Below are 16363 nucleotides of genomic sequence, written 5' to 3' on the forward strand. Positions count from 1 at the left end.
TGGTTGAAAAATGGCGCCCAAAAGCATCTTTTCCAGTCTTGTCCGCGAGGCCGATGGCACATGGTCCACCGCCTATAACAGCTTCAACCTCAAGTCCGCCCTGCAGCCCATATTCCGTCGCACATCAAGCGGCCCGCTGGACATCGATTCCTTCGAAGGTCTTGTGCGACCCCACCGCAACGGTGAACCGGTAACACCAGGTGAATTTTTCTCGCTGGTGGCACCCGAAGACATCGAAAATATCGACAGCATCCTGCGGACCATCCACATTCTCAACACCGGCAGGCTCAGCCGCTCCCGCGCGCGCATCTTCGTCAATTTCCATCCCGGCCTGTTCCAGACGCCAGCCAAGATGCGGCAGGAAGTGGAGCGCATGCGTCTCGCAGCCCACGAGGCCGGCATGACGGCAGACCGTATCGTCTGCGAAATCTCCGAGAAGAAGGCCTCCGACACCCAGATGGTCGCGGATTTCGCCTACCACATGCACGATATCGGCTTTCGCGTGGCGCTCGATGACTACGGCGCCGGCGATACCGCCATCGAACGGGTAAAGCTCATCAAGCCGGACTATGTGAAATTCGAAGCGGGCTGGGTGCGCGACTTCATGCAGAATTCTGCGGGCGCCGCTCTCCTGCGCGTCATTGTCAGCCAGTTTCGGGAGGATGGCATAGAGCCGGTTTTCGAGGGGTTGGAAACCGGTTGGCAGGTGGAGCAATGTGAAGAACTCGGCGTTTTCCTGATGCAGGGCTACATTCTGGCAAAACCGGAACTTGCGCCCACCAGTTTCGACGCGCGCTTTCCCGAGCTGGGCAGCGCATATTTTTCCCCTGCCGCACGAATGGAGAAAGGCTCCGCGGCTTTTTTCCGTGAGGAGCGCACCTCTGACGCGCATCCCCTGCGCCAGACCCGGACATTCGGAAAACGCGGCCTCTGACGCCAATTCCGGTTCAAAAACGCCCCCGCCACAATATTGCCGCAATAAATGCCGCGGAACGCCAGAATTCGGTCTCCAAGCCGTCCATTTCGAAGCCTCTTTTGTCCTTTAAGAACAGGGACAAGAGGCGACAGCCATGTTTACCAACGACCGCACTTCCGTTGAAAGGTTAAGGGCACAGAGAACGCTGTTTTCCCTCTGGATGGCGGTCGCGGCTTTCCTTGTCATCATCACCATGGCAGCCGGCATCGCGACATCGGCCAATGCGGCTGCGCAAGCGGTGGACACCCTGCATACCTCCGCCATACCGCAGGTGGCTGCGACGACGAAGGCAGGTCCGCATATCCTGCTCATCGTCCTCTCCGCCGCGGCGTTCGTCGGCCTCGGCCTTGGCGGCCTGATGCTTACCCGGCGCAGCCTGAAGGACGAGGCCCGCCGTTATAGATAACGGCCCTCCCCTCGACTTGCGGCATCGGCATGTTGCTGCTAAAGCACCCGGGAAACAGTCGTCCGACACAGCTGGATGACACCTCACAAAATCCCCTGTTTGCCCGGCCGTGACGTCAATGATCTCCCGGCCCCGCGTTGCTGGTGCCAATAATGACGCGAATTCAGGCCAATATGCTGCTTCTGCTCGCCGCAGCAATCTGGGGAGGCGGCTTTGTCGCACAATCCTCAGCCATGGCCTCGATTGGCCCTTTCTGGTTCGTCGGTTTGCGTTTCGCCATCGCCGCCATCGCCGTGCTGCCCTTCGCGCTCATGGAAACCCGGTCCCTGAAATCACCGCCCCGCCCGCGTCAGATCGGCAGCTTCATTCTCGTCGGTCTTGCGCTGTTCGGCGGCGCCACCACCCAGCAGGTCGGGCTGCTGACCACGACCGTCACCAATTCCAGCTTCCTGACCGGGCTCTATGTCATCTTCGTGCCCGTGATTGCCGTTCTGCTTTACCGCCGTCACCCCCACTGGGTCGTCTGGCCCTGCGCGCTGATGATGCTCGGCGGTATATTCCTCCTTTCCGGCGGCGCCTTCGAGACGCTGACGAAAGGGGATATTCTCAGCATCATCTGCGCTTTCTTCTGGGCGATCCAGATCACGCTCGCAGGGCGCTTCGTCTCCGAAAGCGGCCGGCCGCTTGCGCTCTCCTGCACACAATTCGCGGTTTGCTCGCTTCTTAGTTGCATGATCGGCGTTGTGTCCGAACCGATCAGCATGGTCGCCATCGAGGCGTCGATGGTAGAAATTCTCTATGTCGGCCTCGTTTCTTCCGGCCTCGCCTTTGTGCTTCAGGTGATTGCCCAGCGCTACACAACAGCGCCGCAGGCCGCGATTTTCCTGTCGTCGGAGGCGCTCTTCGGCGCCCTGCTGGCCTCGATTTTCCTCAAGGAAACCATTTCCAGTGCCGGCTATGTCGGCTGCCTGATCATTTTCATCGCCATCCTGATCGTGGAATTGGTACCGGAACTGACGCGCAAACGGCAAAAAACCGCGACAGAAGCGGCGTGACGCGAAAAGAACTGTTTTTTCTGTTTTCTCGGGAAATCGCGGTCACGCGTCCAAATTTTTGCCGGGAAAGCTCAGACCGACCGGCAATTATTTCATCAACTATCACTTATGCGAAAAAAATGTGCGGTTCCCACGCGCAACTCTACCGCAGGTTTTTTATCTGACAAAAAGCCCGTAAAAACTTTTGCTTGCCAATTTTCGATAAACGCAGCAATCTACTGCGGTTCGGGCAATTTGCGAGCATGGGAAGGCCTATAAATTTGCGCACTGGGGACGCTATAAACCTCGGGCGGTGGGACGAAAAACGTTGGATGAGAACGCCATTACTTCCCGCTGCGAAGGTCCATTTTCTCAATAGTCAAAAACTGCCTGCCAACGCCCACGCGGGGCAAAACTGTAATGCTGCCTGTAGCTGAACGCGGGCAGAGCGAAAAGGACCTGATGCATGGCCGAAACTGGCACCGTAAAATTCTTCAATACAGACAAAGGCTTCGGCTTCATCAAGCCAGACAATGGTGGCGCTGATATCTTTGTTCACATCTCTGCCGTACAGGCTTCCGGCCTGTCCGGACTTTCAGAAAATCAGAAAGTGAGCTTCGACACGGAACCGGATCGTCGCGGCAAAGGGCCGAAGGCAGTCAATCTGCAGATTGCTGGCTGACCCTAAAACGGCTTTCTTTTCTAGTTGAAGCCCGGCAGGAATGCCGGGTTTTTTTGTGCGCGCCGCAGGCCGCAGCCGTCCGGCGCTCACAGTCCCTTGAGATAGGGGTTGGTCAGCCGCTCCTCACCCAGCCGTCCGCCCGGGCCGTGGCCGCAGATGAAACCGACATCGTCGCCAAGCGGCAGCAGCTTATCGCGAATGGACGCCATCAGCTGCTCGTGGTTTCCACCCGGCAGATCCGTGCGCCCCACCGACCCGGCAAACAGCACGTCGCCGACATGGGCGAAGTTCTGGTCGCGGTTGTAATAGATTACGTGACCAGGCGCGTGCCCCGGGCAATGATAGACCTCGAAGACGTGATCGCCAAAGGAAACCTTGTCACCTTCCTTCAGCCATGAATCCGGCACGACGTTCTTCAGACCGCTGATGCCGTATTTCTGCGCCTGCACCTCAATTCTCTCCAGCAGGGGCCGGTCATCTTCATGCGGCCCGATCACCGGCAGGGAGAGTTTTTCGCGCAACTCATCCGCACCACCGGCATGGTCGAGATGGCCGTGCGTCAACCATATTTCCTTGAGCGTGATGCCGTTTTCAGCAACCACCTGAAGAATGACGTCCACATCCCCGCCAGGATCGACGACGACGCCTTCCTTGGTGTCCTGATCAAACAGGACGGTACAATTCTGCTCAAATGGCGTGACCGGAATAATCCCGGCCTGCAACTTTCCCATATCCCGTGTCTCCTGTCTGATAGATCCGCCATCCTATAGCCCGCTACCGGTTACGGCACAATGGCGACAGGTCGCCTTGTTCTCAGCGGCGAATTCACGAAGAAAATCCCTATTCCATACAGTTAGATAACACGAAGAGGCGGCTCGATGAGACATCATCTTCCCGAAAAATGTGGAACGCCCTGGGGATTGCGACGTTGTAGCACCAGTCTTGAAAGGAGTGAGACACATGGACAAGACGCTTAAAATGCTGATCGCTGGTGGCGCCTTCGCCTTGATGGCGGGCTATGCAAATGCCGCCATGGTCGCAACAACCGCCTCGGATATTTCTGTCCGGTCTGGCCCCGGTGACGACTATCCGGAAGTCGGCCTCGCCACGCGTGGCAGCAACGCCGTGCTGGACGGCTGCATGGAAGGCAGCAGCTGGTGTCGCATCGAGGTGAACGGTCTGCGCGGCTGGGCCCATGCCGATTACCTGAACGTGATGTATGAAGGTTCGCCCGTCATTCTCAAGGAACGCCGCACGGAACTCAGCGTGCCGGTCGTGACCTACGAAAAAACTTCGAGTGTTCAGGCTGAACCGAACCCCGGCGATCCGAATCTGGGCCGCGTCGGCGAAGTCGATCCGCCGCAGTCGGTCATCACCTATATTGACGAGCACCCTGCCGATACCATCACCTATGACGGTGACATTGCCGTTGGCAGCGTCCTGCCGGCCGATACCCGTCTGGTTGAAGTTCCAGATTATCAGTATCGGTATGTGCGGGTGAACGATGTATCTGTACTCGTAGAACCCTCGACACGTCGTATCGTCTACGTCTACCAGTAAGACGGCCATGACCACAGTAATGCTGAGAGCGCGGAGTTTCCGCGCTCTTTTGTATTTGCGGTAAAGGTCGCTCAGGATTCCAGTTGCACCGGCACCCTCGCCATATTATCCACCGCAACAGAAAATGATCGCGGCATTCTCCCGAGCGGACGCATTTTCGGCTATGTTTACAGAATATTGGCGCATCGGCGCCTGCAACATATGATCAGACAGCCGCAGAATATGAAGGAACCGCAGTGCCACCGCAATCGCTCAAAACCGCCGCCGCCAGACAGACACCGGCACTGCCGAAGGTTGACGACGGCAAGATTGACTTCGACACGATCGAAGCGCTGTTTTTCGCCTATCGCGATTTCGTCTCCGATCCCGACGTCATCCTGTCGAAACTTGATTATGGGCGCGCGCATCACCGGGTGGTCTATTTTGTCAGCCGGCAGCCGGGCATGACCGTGGCGGATCTGCTCGATACGCTGCAGATCACCAAACAGAGCCTCGCCCGAGTGTTGAAGCAATTGATCGACGACGGTTACATCCGCCAGATGGCAGGTCCTGAAGACCGCCGCCAGCGCCGGCTCTATCCGACGCTGACAGGCCGCGAACTGGCGTTGGCGCTCAGCGAACCACAATCACGCCGCATCGACCGCGCGCTGGAAGGCCTCGGTCCCGATGCGCGCGCCTGCGTGCGCAAATTTCTGGCGCAGATGCGCAGCCCGGCGACGATGACCAGCGTGGAGGATGAGTGACGATGGCGCAAGCTCCGGCAAAACGTCCACCGGCGGACGACGATGCGGCTCATCTCCTGATCGTCGACGATGACGCTCGCATCCGCGATCTCCTGCAGCGTTTTCTTGGCGACAAGGGATATCGCATCTCCGTTGCGGCCGATGCAGCAGAAGCCCGCCGCAAGATGGTGGGCATCCGTTTCGATCTGCTGATCCTCGACGTGATGATGCCCGGAGAGAACGGGCTTTCGCTGACCCGCTCGCTGAACGAAGACAAATCCGTGCCGGTCATTCTTCTGACCGCCCGCTCGGAAGCGGATTCACGTATTGCCGGGCTGGAAGCGGGAGCGGACGATTATCTCGCCAAGCCTTTTGATCCGCGCGAACTGGTCCTGCGCATCAACAATATTCTGCGGCGCAACACCTCCCCGGACACGCCCAAGATCGAACAGATCATGTTCGGCCCCTACAGCTTCTCCATTCCCAGGAGGGAACTGCGGCGCGGTCCGGAAACGATCCGCCTGACAGATCGCGAACAGGAGATCATGCTGCTTTTTGCGCTACGCGCCGGCGATACCATTCCACGGCACGAGCTGGTGGAAGCGGAGTCGGAAGTGGGCGAAAGAACGATCGACGTGCAGATCAACCGTCTTCGCCGCAAGATCGAGGACGACCCTGCCAACCCGGTCTATCTGCAAACGGTGCGTGGCATCGGTTACCGCCTCAGCGTGGACTGACGAGCACCCAACGAAGGGCGAACGCACGACCATGGCGAGCCTCGATTTTCTCGACACGTTTAAAAAAAGCGCCGTCGCAAAGACCTGGCGCTCCCTCGGCAGATGGCTGCGACACTGGCTGCCCACCGGGCTTTACACCCGTTCGCTCCTCATCATCATCCTGCCGATGATCCTGCTACAGGCCGTGGTCGCGGCCGTCTTCATGGAGCGCCACTGGCAGCTGGTGACCGAACGCCTTTCGGCAGCGGTGACCCGGGATATCGCCGCGATCATCGAACTTCTACAGACAGACCCCGAAGAGGATGACTATCAGCGGGTCATCCGCATCGCCCGCGACAAGCTGGGTCTCAGCGTCTATATCGAGCCCAAGACGGACCTGCCGGCGCCACGGCCGGAGCCGCTGTTCTCGATTCTCGATACCATCCTCGCAAACCAGCTCAGCCAACAGATCGGCAGGCCCTTCTGGATCGATACCTATGGCAACGGCTCACTGGTGGAAATCCGTGTCCAGCTGGATGACAAGACGCTCCGCGTCTTCACCAGCAGAAGCGCGGCCTATGCCTCCAACACCCACATCTTCCTTGTCTGGATGGTTGGCGCATCGCTGGTGCTCATCGCCATTTCGATCCTCTTCCTGCGCGGCCAGATCAAGCCGATAGAAGCGCTTGCCAAGGCGGCGGAGAATTTCGGCAAGGGCCAGAAGGTCAGCGCCTATTCTCCCCGCGGCGCGGATGAAGTACGCCGGGCGGGCCTTGCCTTCATCCTGATGCGGGAGCGCATTGAACGGCAGATGGAGCAGCGCACCGCCATGCTGAACGGTGTCAGCCACGATCTGCGCACCATCCTCACCCGCTTCAAGCTGCAGCTGGCGCTCGCCGGCGACAATCCGGATCTTGAGGGGCTCGACAAGGATGTGGAAGACATGCAGTCGATGCTGGAAGCCTATCTGACCTTTGCCCGTACGGATGTGGAAGAGGATGTCGGCACGCTGGAGCTTCCCGGACTTCTCGAAAAAATCGGCCATGATTTCGAACTGCACGGCAAGAAATTCAGCTACGAACTCTATAATATCGAGAGGATCATCGCGCGGCCGAACGCACTTTCACGGCTCGTCGCCAATCTCGCCGAAAATGCCCGGCGTTACGCCAGTAACCTCCACGTCGATATCCGCAAGGCGCCACGCTCCATTATCATGACCTTTGACGATGACGGTCCGGGCATTCCGGAGAATTCACGCGAGGATGTATTCAAGCCGTTTTTCCGACTGGACGAGGCGCGCAACCTCAATGCCTCGGGCACGGGTCTTGGCCTTTCCATCGTCCGCGACATCGCCCGCAGCCATGGCGGCGACGTGTCGCTGGATAAAAGCCCGATGGGCGGATTGAGGGTTATTGTCAAAATCCCGGCTTGACGGCAGGCCGCCAATCAGCACATTTTCTCGCCGTTACGCACCGGCCTTTCAACCGCAGCCAGTACGATATCTCCATTGGCGTCGGCAAAGCCAAGCGTCAGGACCTCGGAGCGGAACGGCCCGATCTGGCGCGGCGGAAAATTCACCACGCCCAGAACCTGCCGGCCGATAAGGCTTTCCGGCGTATAGTGCACAGTGATCTGCGCCGAGGACTTCTTGATGCCGATCGCCGGCCCGAAATCGATCTTCACCTTGATTGCCGGTTTGCGCGCCTCGGGAAAAGGCTCGGCTTCCACGATCGTACCGACGCGGATATCCACCTTCTCGAAATCGGCATAGGAAATTTCGCCGCTCATCGCCCGCCTCCTCAGCCCGCCAGTTCTTCAGCGCGGGTCTTGGCAGCGGCGACCGCCCTGTCGAACAGGGGCTGCATGCCGTCTTCGGCCATCAGCACGGAAAGTGCCGCGGCCGTGGTGCCGCCCGGCGAAGTCACATTCTGGCGCAGGCGCGCCGCCTCGTCGGAGGACTGGTGCAGAAGCTCGCCGGCGCCAGCCACGGTTTCACGCGCCAGACGCATGGCCACATCCGCCGGCAGACCGGCTTTGCGGCCGGCTTCAGCCATGCATTCCACGAGATAAAAGACATAGGCTGGCCCGCTGCCCGAAACCGCGGTCACGGCATCGATATCGCTTTCGGCATCCACCCATTCGACCGGACCGCTGACCTTCAGCAATCCGTCCACCACGGCTTTAAGCTCGGGCGTCACAAGTTCATTTGCATATGCGCCGGTAACACCACGGCCCACCATCGCTGGCGTATTGGGCATGGCGCGTACCGCGGCAATCGCACCGAAATGCGAAACGAAGGTGGCAATGGTGGTGCCGGCCGCGATGGAGACGACGACCGTTTCCGGGCCCAGCAGGGGCTTCAGCGAAGGCAGCACTGCTTCCATCATCTGCGGTTTCACCGCCACGAAAAGAATGCCAGCCTTGACGCCTTCAGGCGCGCTTTCGCTATGGGCCGCACCCGCTTCCGTAATCGTTGTGCGCATGGCGTCGGAGGGCCGCGGGTCAACGACAATGACCTGCGATCCCGGCACGCCCTTTTTCAGCCAGCCAGACAGCATGGCGCCGCCCATATTGCCGGCGCCCACGAGGACGAGCGGCCCGGAAGCCTTGTACACCATGTTACGCTTCTCCAACGGTCTCGAACATGACCGCTTCGATTGCACTTTTCGCATCCAGACCCGACCAGACGACGAACTGGAATGCCTGATAATATTGCTCGCAGGCCTCCAGCGCGCTGGAGAGCAGCACTTCCACCTGCTGGTTGTTCGGCTCGGCACCGCCTGACAGAAGCAGCGACTGGCGGAAGATCACGACATCTTCCTGCCGCCACAGATCGAAATGCCCCATCAGCACCTGACCGTTGACCTGCGACAGCAGGCAAATGACTTCGTTGACACGGTGATCGGGCACCTTGATGTCAAAGGCGCAGGCAAGATGCAGCGCTTCGAAATCTTCCATCCACGCAAACGAAACGTGATAATCGGCCCAGTGGCCCGCCACAGTCATGGCGATCTCGTCCTCGCCCGAACGCTCGAACGACCAGTCATTCGAGGCAGCGACAATCTCGATCATATCGACAGGATTGGACTGACGCTCAATTTCAAATTCTATCAGACTCATGCGGCACCTTCTCAGCCGGTCGGAATGTCGTGTTTTGAACGCCGGGCACAAAACGCACATACAAACCGGGATAAACATTTGAGACGATTGCCCGACACCACCAGAATAACGCATTCACCCTGTCTGGAGCTTACCGGTCTTTTCGAATCATCATTTAAAATCAGTGTATAATGGCCGAGTCCCGCTGCCACCCCTCGCTCGCCATTTTTGCTTTTTGAGCAGTGGATATCTTCTCCCCCATCACCTCAGGCGAGAGTCTTAAGCGACTCTGCCGATTGTGTTTTTTGGAAGTGTCCACAGGCCCAAAAAATTCGCGTCTGAGCACGACTTTCGGCAACCGGAGATCAAGTCGGACAGAGAGAGCCGAAAAACAAAAAGCCCCGGAATCGCCTGCGATCCGGGGCTTCTGAGAAAAGTGATGAAGAATCAGTCCTTCGTGGCCGAAAGCTTTGCTTCGAGAGCCTCGATCCGGGCGCGCAGGGCGTCATTTTCATCCCGCGCCTGGATAGCCATCTCCCGCACGACGTCGAATTCCTCGCGCCGGACGACATCCAGACTGTTCAGCCAGCGATCGGCCTGTGCGTGGAACGCAGCCTCGGCTTCCTTGCGCACGCCCTGGGCCGCGCCGGCCGCATCCGTCATCAGCTTGGCGAATTCATCGAGAAAACGATTGGTGCCTGTCGTGCTCATGGCGCTCATCCTTCGTCGGTTCAGGGGCATCATCTTGCCCGCTGTTGATAGCATTCAGGTAGGCACTCCACCGTCGCCTTGCAAGCGAAATCGAAAAATCCCAAGAGCTTGCGTCACCTTTGGTATGTTGAGCCATAGCTTAAAGAATCACCTTGACCGCCGCCACCGCAATCGCCATTTTCCTTGGCGTCAAAGAACCGGTGAGCATCATCGCCCGGTCCTTTGAGACAATGGATGATCCGTTGTCCGCCCAGCAACGATGACGGAATATATACGGATTGATAGCCGCTCCCACTTCACTCGCCATCATGCCCTTCCCGAACATCGACCCGATAGCGTTGTCCATCGGTCCTCTGGCGATCCACTGGTACGGCATCGCCTATGTTGCGGGGATCATGCTCGGCTGGCTTTACGCCCGCCGCCTCGCCCGCACGGATCGCCTGTGGCCTAACGACGCCTCACCCATCTCGGCGCAGCATCTTGACGATTTCATCCTGTGGGCTGCTGGCGGAATCGTGCTTGGCGGACGCATCGGCTACATCCTGTTCTACGATCTCGCTGCGGTCGCCGCCAATCCCATCAGAGCCATCGAAATATGGAATGGCGGCATGTCGTTCCATGGCGGCCTGATCGGCACGACGATCGCCATGATTCTTTTCGCCCGCAAGAACGGCATTCCTGTCTGGAGCATGTTCGATATCGTCGCGGCCGTAGCGCCCATCGGGCTGCTCTTCGGGCGCATTGCCAATTTCATCAATGGCGAATTGTGGGGCCGCATTGCCGATGTGCCATGGGCGGTCGTCTTTCCCACAGGCGGCCCTTTCGCTCGCCATCCGAGCCAGCTTTATGAGGCTGGCCTCGAAGGCCTCGTGTTGGCCATCGTTCTGGCCATCGCCATTTACGCCTTCAAGGCTCTGAAGCGGCCCGGCACCGTCACCGGCATCTTCGTCTGCGGTTATGCGCTGTCACGCATCTTCGTGGAATTCTTTCGCGAACCGGACGCGCAGATCGGTTACCTCGCCGGCAACTGGCTGACCATGGGCATGGTTCTGTCCACTCCAATGTTCCTTCTGGGCCTCTGGGCCGTCCTGCGCGCGCGCCGCGCGACAAAAGTCGCCTAAAGCGGTATGGCCAGCCATGACCACACCGCTCGCGCAACGCATCAAATCACTTATCCGGCTCAACGGTCCGCTTAGCGTAACCGACTTCTTTTCACTTTGCCTCGCCGATCCGGAACATGGCTATTACAAGAGCCGCGAGCCCTTCGGCCGTTCGGGTGATTTCATCACCGCCCCGGAGGTGAGCCAGCTTTTCGGTGAAATGCTTGGTGTTTTCGTGGTTCATGCCTGGCAGAGGCACGGTGCACCCGCTGAAACCCGGCTGGTGGAAATCGGCCCCGGCCGCGGCACCATGATGGCGGACATGCTGCGCGTCATCCGCCGCATCGCGCCGCCGCTCTATGAGACGATGCGGGTGCATCTGGTGGAGACAAGCCCCCGCCTTTCCGCCATCCAGAAGGAAACGCTGGCCGAACATGCGGGTCGACTGGCATGGCATGACAGTTTCGACGATGTGCCTGAAGGTTTCCTGCTGCTTGTCGCCAACGAACTTTTCGACGCCATTCCGATCCGGCAATTCGTCAGGACGCCGCAGGGTTTCCGCGAACGCGTGGTCAGCCTCGACGCCAATGGCGACCTCGTCTTCTCCACGGGCCTTGCCAGCATAGACCCGGCGCTGCTTCCGCCGCAGCCCGAACGGCAGCCGCTTGGCACGATATTCGAGATTTCGCCTGCCCGGGAAGCGGTGATGACCGCAATCTGCCAGCGCCTGTCCGCCCATGGCGGCACCGCGCTCGCCATTGATTACGGCCATCTGGTTGCCGGCTATGGCGACACGCTGCAGGCCATGCGCAACCATGCCTTCGATCCGCCGCTCGCCCATCCAGGCGAAGCCGATCTGACCAGCCATGTCGATTTCGAAAGTCTTGTGAAAACGGCCGAGGCGACCGGTGTTCACGTTAACGGCACCCTGAGACAGGGCGATTTCCTCTACGGCCTCGGCCTCAAGGAACGGGCCGGGGCGCTCGCCGCCAAGGCAACCGCGGACCAGACCCTCGCCATCGCCGAAGCCGTCAACCGCCTCGCCGGCGAAGGCGCCGGCAAGATGGGGGAACTTTTCAAAGTCATCGCCGTTTCCAGTCCCGCGCTCCATCTTCTGCCGTTTCGTGCGGTGGATTGACAGCGTAATAACCTCTGGGCCAACATCGTCGCGACACACGAAGCAGGCACACTGCATCACACACGCCGCGCAACGCCGCGGCAACAGGAAACATCTCGCATGACCCTGCTCCACTGGGCTACAGCGAAATTCTCCAAGGAACTCCCGCACCATGCAGAACGTAACGCTGCCCCTCCCCATCCAGAGTCCCCTCCTCGCCGCCTTCGATAAAAATCGCATCCGCCATGGCTTTTTCACCCGGCAGGGCGGCGTTTCCGATGGTCTTTATCAAGGCCTCAATGTCGGGCTCGGATCTGATGACGAGCCGGAACGGGTGCAGGAAAACCGCCGCCGCGTAACCCAATGGTTCGGCCTTGCCCCAGACCGCCTCGCCACGGTCCATCAGGTCCACTCCCCCGAGGTTGTCGTGGTTGACGGAACCTATGACGGCAGCCGTCCGCAGGCAGATGCGATGGTGACAGCGACACCCGGTTTCGTCCTCGGCGTGTTGAGCGCCGATTGCGGCCCCATCCTGTTCGCCGATGCGGAAGCAGGCGTCGTGGGTGCCGCCCATGCCGGCTGGAAGGGTGCTTTGTTCGGCGTGCTGGAAAACACGATCGAGGCGATGACGAAGCTCGGGGCCAACCGCGATCGTATTGCTGCCTCGCTCGGCCCCTCCATCAGCCAGGACAATTATGAGGTCGGGCCGGAATATGTCGCGCGTTTCACCGATATCGAGCCCGCTTACGCGGATTATTTCTCCAGGGCGGAGAAAGAGGGCCACGCCTTGTTCGATCTCAAGCAGTTCACCATCGACCGCCTGACCAAAGCCGGTGTGAAGGCGGAAAATCTTGGTCTCTGCACCTACCCGGACGAAGAACGCTTCTATTCCTACCGCCGCACCACCCACCGCGCCGAACCCGATTACGGCCGGCAGATTTCCGCAATCGCAATTCTGGAGGACTAAGATGGCCCTGCATTTCGAGCTTTCGGAATTCGATGCCCGCCGCGAGCTGCTGCTCGCGAAAATGGCCGAGGAGAAGCTGGATGCGCTGCTGCTTTTCGCCCAGGAAAGCATGTACTGGCTGACCGGCTACGATACTTTCGGCTACTGCTTCTTCCAGACGCTGGTGGTGAAATCGGATGGCTCCATGACGCTGCTGACACGCTCGGCCGATCTGCGTCAGGCCCGCAATACTTCGATCATCGAGAACGTCCTCCTCTGGGTCGATCGACCCAATGCCGACCCGACGCTCGATCTCAAAAATCTGCTGAGCGATCTCGACCTTCTGGGCGCAAAGATCGGCGTGGAATATGACACCCACGGCATGACCGGCCGTGTCGCCCGCCTGCTGGATAACCAGCTTGCGAGCTTCGGCCAGATGGTCGATGCGTCGTATCTCGTCAGCACCCTCAGGCTCGTCAAAAGTCCCGCCGAAATCGCCTATGCCCGCAAGGCTGGCCAGCTGGCCGATGAGGCTCTCGATGCAGCATTGCCGCTCATCAAGCCCGGCGCGGACGAGGCCGCCATTCTTGCGGCAATGCAGGGTGCGGTGCTCGCGGGCGGCGGCGACTACCCCGCCAATGAATTCATCATCGGCTCAGGCGCGGATGCGCTTCTCTGCCGCTACAAGGCAGGCCGTCGTGTCCTCGACAGCAAGGATCAGTTGACACTGGAATGGGCCGGCGTCAGCGCCCATTACCATGCCGCCATGATGCGCACGGTGGTGATCGGCGAACAGGACTTCCGCCAGAAGGAGCTTTACAGCGCCTGCCTGCAAAATCTGACCGCGATCGAGGAGGTACTGCGCCCCGGGCACACATTCGGCGACGTCTTCGATGTGCATGCCCGCGTCATGGACGAGCGCGGCCTCACCCGCCATCGGCTGAACTCCTGCGGTTATTCGCTGGGCGCGCGCTTCTCCCCGTCCTGGATGGAGCATCAGATGTTCCACTCCGGCAATCCGCAGGAGATCACCGCTGACATGACGCTCTTCGTGCATATGATCGTGATGGATTCCGATTCCGGCACGGCCATGACGCTCGGCCAGACATATCTGACCACGGACGGCGCGCCGGAGCCACTGTCGCGTCACAGCCTCGATCTTCTCACAGCTTAAATCGCCCCCGGGTTTGACACAGCGGGAAAACCGCCCTTACATTGCGCCACCTTGGGCAAGAAGGAGCGGAACATGAGAGGGAAAATCGCATGAGCCGGTTGGGGGTTGCCCTCATTGTTCCGGCTTTGGCACTGATCCTGTCCGGCTGCAACACCACGGAAGCGCTGACGCCACAGGTGGATGTTGGCCACAATGCATCACAGTCGACGCCGGTAACACAGGGTGATCTCGACCAGATGGCGGCAGCCGCCGACCGCGCACCCGCAGGCGGGCCGGCAATCGCATCGTCAGTCCCTGCCTATGCACCCCAGAACTCTCTGCAGGCACAGGCACAGGCGCTGTCCAATGGCAGCCAGTACGGGGAACCGCTCCGTCAGAACCAGGCCGCGGCCCCCGCCGTCACGCAACAACCGCCATCACAGCAGACGGCTTCCCTTGCACCTGCCACCGCCGCGAATTCCATCCGCTTCCTGCCCATCATCGGCGCACCGGTTCAGGCGGTGACACCGCTATCCCGCCAACTGGGGGCCGAAGCGCGGGCCAAGGGGCTGACAATCCGCGCATCCAACGACAATTCCGCCGAAAATATTCTGAAGGGATATTTTTCCGCCTTTGCCGATGGCGGCAAGGTCAATGTCGTATACGTGTGGGACATTCTCGACGCCAATGGCGTGCGGCTGCACCGCCTGCAGGGGCAGGAGGCAGTGACCGCGCGAGGCAGTGATCCATGGGCCGCCGTGACCGACAAAGTCATGCAGGACATCGCTGCAAAAACACTCAACGACTACACGTCATGGAAGCAGTCTCAAAGCGGATGAGGTGAAACGACGGGAGAAGTCACAGAGATTTCACGAAAATCATTGCGAAAGCGCGGAGTCCTCTTGCAATCGGAAGCAACAGCGCTATTAAGGCGCGCATGGCAACAAGGCGTATCCGGCAAAGGCTTTTCAGCCGGATGTTCCTCCCCTTGAACGACGCTTGGTTACGGCGGATTGAGCCCCGTGGCGCAAGGCGATGGCATGGAAACAGGCGGCCGCAATGAAGGTTTTCGCAGGCAATTCGAACCGGCACCTTGCCGAAGCGATCTGCAAGTATCTTAATGTTCCTCTCGGAAATGCCACTGTAAAGCGGTTTGCTGACCAGGAAATATTCGTAGAAATCAGCGAGAACGTGCGCGGCGAGGACGTCTTTATCGTCCAGTCCACCTCCTTCCCGGCAAATGATCATCTGATGGAACTGCTCATCATGATCGATGCCATGCGCCGCTCCTCGGCCAAACGAATTACCGCGGTGCTTCCCTATTTCGGTTACGCCCGCCAGGACCGCAAAGCCGGCCCCCGCACTCCGATTTCCGCCAAGCTCGTTGCCAATCTCATTACCGAAGCCGGCGCCGACCGCGTTCTCACCCTCGATCTTCATGCCGGACAGATCCAGGGCTTTTTCGATATCCCCACCGACAATCTCTTTGCAGCACCGATTCTTGCCCGCGACGTGAAGGATCACTACGACACCAACAATGTCATGGTCGTTTCGCCTGACGTCGGTGGTGTGGTTCGCGCCCGTGCGCTGGCAAAGCGCCTCGACTGTCTTCTGGCCATCGTCGACAAGCGCCGTGACCGTCCCGGCGAATCCGAAGTCATGAACGTCATCGGCGATGTCTCCGGCAAGGACTGCATCCTCATTGACGACATCGTCGATTCCGGCGGCACGCTCTGCAACGCCGCTGAAGCCCTGCTGAAAAAGGGCGCGACCAGCGTTACTGCCTATATCACCCATGGCGTACTGTCCGGCGGCGCGGTGGCCCGCGTGGCCTCTTCCAAGCTGCGCGAACTCGTCATCACCGACAGCATCCAGCCGACCACCGGTGTCCAGTCCGCGCATAATATCCGCGTGGTGAGCACCGCCGGCCTGCTCGGCGAAGCAATCAACCGGACCGCGCAGGAACAGTCGGTTTCCGGCCTGTTCGACTGAATAAATTCAGCAATCACGCTGAGGGTTTCCTACGTCTGCCGGTTTTTCCGGCATGCGCTTGAGCCAAAGTGGACGCTTATTCACTCAACGTGATCCTCGGCCTTGTGCCGAGGAGCTAACCACGTCGATAAAATCAAGGCGCGCGGGCA

Annotated in this window: 19 protein-coding genes; 14 read left to right on the plus strand and 5 right to left on the minus strand. The window is 59.5% G+C overall.

Annotated features, from left to right (window positions below):
• The first annotated feature begins 10 nt into the window (after positions 1-10).
• From ACZ47E_RS09105 to ACZ47E_RS09120, 4 genes are all read left to right on the plus strand, one after another.
• Positions 11-934, plus strand: a complete 924-nt coding sequence (locus tag ACZ47E_RS09105) for an EAL domain-containing protein (RefSeq protein WP_107339139.1) — start codon at positions 11-13, stop codon at positions 932-934.
• A gap of 136 nt (positions 935-1070) precedes the next feature.
• The gene (locus ACZ47E_RS09110) at positions 1071-1382 is read left to right on the plus strand and encodes a hypothetical protein (protein ID WP_004442924.1); all 312 of its coding nucleotides are present in this window, start codon (positions 1071-1073) and stop codon (positions 1380-1382) included.
• Between the two features lie 152 nt (positions 1383-1534).
• Complete coding sequence (locus ACZ47E_RS09115; RefSeq protein WP_034498771.1) at positions 1535-2437, plus strand: DMT family transporter; 903 nt, start codon at positions 1535-1537, stop codon at positions 2435-2437.
• Between the two features lie 445 nt (positions 2438-2882).
• Positions 2883-3098 carry a cold-shock protein gene (locus ACZ47E_RS09120; protein WP_003494703.1) on the plus strand — a complete coding sequence of 72 codons (216 nt, stop codon included), beginning with the start codon at positions 2883-2885 and terminating at the stop codon, positions 3096-3098.
• 86 nt (positions 3099-3184) lie between these two features.
• On the opposite strand, the gene ACZ47E_RS09125 is transcribed toward ACZ47E_RS09120, so the two are convergent.
• Positions 3185-3829 carry an MBL fold metallo-hydrolase gene (locus ACZ47E_RS09125; protein ID WP_004442926.1) on the minus strand — a complete coding sequence of 215 codons (645 nt, stop codon included), beginning with the start codon at positions 3827-3829 and terminating at the stop codon, positions 3185-3187.
• A 229-nt stretch (positions 3830-4058) separates the two neighbouring features.
• Between ACZ47E_RS09125 and ACZ47E_RS09130 the strand changes: the two genes are divergently transcribed.
• The 4 genes from ACZ47E_RS09130 to ACZ47E_RS09145 all read left to right on the plus strand — a co-directional run bounded on the left by ACZ47E_RS09130 (position 4059) and on the right by ACZ47E_RS09145 (position 7528).
• Complete coding sequence (locus ACZ47E_RS09130; RefSeq protein WP_278066914.1) at positions 4059-4658, plus strand: DUF1236 domain-containing protein; 600 nt, start codon at positions 4059-4061, stop codon at positions 4656-4658.
• Positions 4659-4894: 236 nt separating this feature from the next.
• A complete protein-coding gene (locus tag ACZ47E_RS09135) occupies positions 4895-5401 on the plus strand; it encodes a MarR family winged helix-turn-helix transcriptional regulator (RefSeq protein ID WP_004442928.1) in 507 nt (168 codons plus the stop codon).
• A 2-nt stretch (positions 5402-5403) separates the two neighbouring features.
• Positions 5404-6117, plus strand: coding sequence for a response regulator (locus ACZ47E_RS09140; protein WP_006699625.1), 714 nt, complete (start codon positions 5404-5406; stop codon positions 6115-6117).
• A 31-nt stretch (positions 6118-6148) separates the two neighbouring features.
• Positions 6149-7528 (plus strand): ATP-binding protein, encoded by a 1380-nt coding sequence (locus ACZ47E_RS09145; protein ID WP_142185153.1) that lies wholly within the window; start codon positions 6149-6151, stop codon positions 7526-7528.
• A 14-nt stretch (positions 7529-7542) separates the two neighbouring features.
• Here the strand turns inward: ACZ47E_RS09145 and ACZ47E_RS09150 are convergent, their stop codons facing one another.
• The 4 genes from ACZ47E_RS09150 to ACZ47E_RS09165 form a co-directional block, all read right to left on the minus strand.
• Positions 7543-7884, minus strand: coding sequence for a tRNA-binding protein (locus ACZ47E_RS09150; protein ID WP_278066915.1), 342 nt, complete (start codon positions 7882-7884; stop codon positions 7543-7545).
• Positions 7885-7895: 11 nt separating this feature from the next.
• The gene (gene proC, locus ACZ47E_RS09155) at positions 7896-8714 is read right to left on the minus strand and encodes a pyrroline-5-carboxylate reductase (protein ID WP_004442932.1); all 819 of its coding nucleotides are present in this window, start codon (positions 8712-8714) and stop codon (positions 7896-7898) included.
• Position 8715: 1 nt separating this feature from the next.
• A complete protein-coding gene (locus ACZ47E_RS09160; protein WP_004442934.1) occupies positions 8716-9216 on the minus strand; it encodes a type III secretion system chaperone family protein in 501 nt (166 codons plus the stop codon).
• A 426-nt stretch (positions 9217-9642) separates the two neighbouring features.
• Complete coding sequence (locus ACZ47E_RS09165) at positions 9643-9906, minus strand: accessory factor UbiK family protein (protein WP_004442935.1); 264 nt, start codon at positions 9904-9906, stop codon at positions 9643-9645.
• A gap of 308 nt (positions 9907-10214) precedes the next feature.
• Here ACZ47E_RS09165 and lgt point away from each other — a divergent pair, with 308 nt between their 5' ends.
• The 6 genes from lgt (at position 10215) to ACZ47E_RS09195 (ending at position 16214) form a co-directional block, all read left to right on the plus strand.
• Positions 10215-11027 carry a prolipoprotein diacylglyceryl transferase gene (lgt, locus tag ACZ47E_RS09170; protein WP_278067471.1) on the plus strand — a complete coding sequence of 271 codons (813 nt, stop codon included), beginning with the start codon at positions 10215-10217 and terminating at the stop codon, positions 11025-11027.
• A 16-nt stretch (positions 11028-11043) separates the two neighbouring features.
• Positions 11044-12144 carry a class I SAM-dependent methyltransferase gene (locus ACZ47E_RS09175; RefSeq protein ID WP_077987400.1) on the plus strand — a complete coding sequence of 367 codons (1101 nt, stop codon included), beginning with the start codon at positions 11044-11046 and terminating at the stop codon, positions 12142-12144.
• 151 nt (positions 12145-12295) lie between these two features.
• Complete coding sequence (gene pgeF, locus ACZ47E_RS09180; protein ID WP_153776209.1) at positions 12296-13090, plus strand: peptidoglycan editing factor PgeF; 795 nt, start codon at positions 12296-12298, stop codon at positions 13088-13090.
• Position 13091: 1 nt separating this feature from the next.
• A complete protein-coding gene (locus ACZ47E_RS09185; protein ID WP_278066916.1) occupies positions 13092-14243 on the plus strand; it encodes a M24 family metallopeptidase in 1152 nt (383 codons plus the stop codon).
• An 89-nt stretch (positions 14244-14332) separates the two neighbouring features.
• Positions 14333-15061: a hypothetical protein gene (locus tag ACZ47E_RS09190; RefSeq protein ID WP_006699618.1), complete on the plus strand. Its 729-nt coding sequence runs from the start codon at positions 14333-14335 to the stop codon at positions 15059-15061.
• 220 nt (positions 15062-15281) lie between these two features.
• A complete protein-coding gene (locus ACZ47E_RS09195; RefSeq protein ID WP_003522877.1) occupies positions 15282-16214 on the plus strand; it encodes a ribose-phosphate pyrophosphokinase in 933 nt (310 codons plus the stop codon).
• Positions 16215-16363: the final 149 nt, after the last annotated feature.

It is taken from the genome of Agrobacterium sp. 5Ca39 (assembly GCF_055382365.1).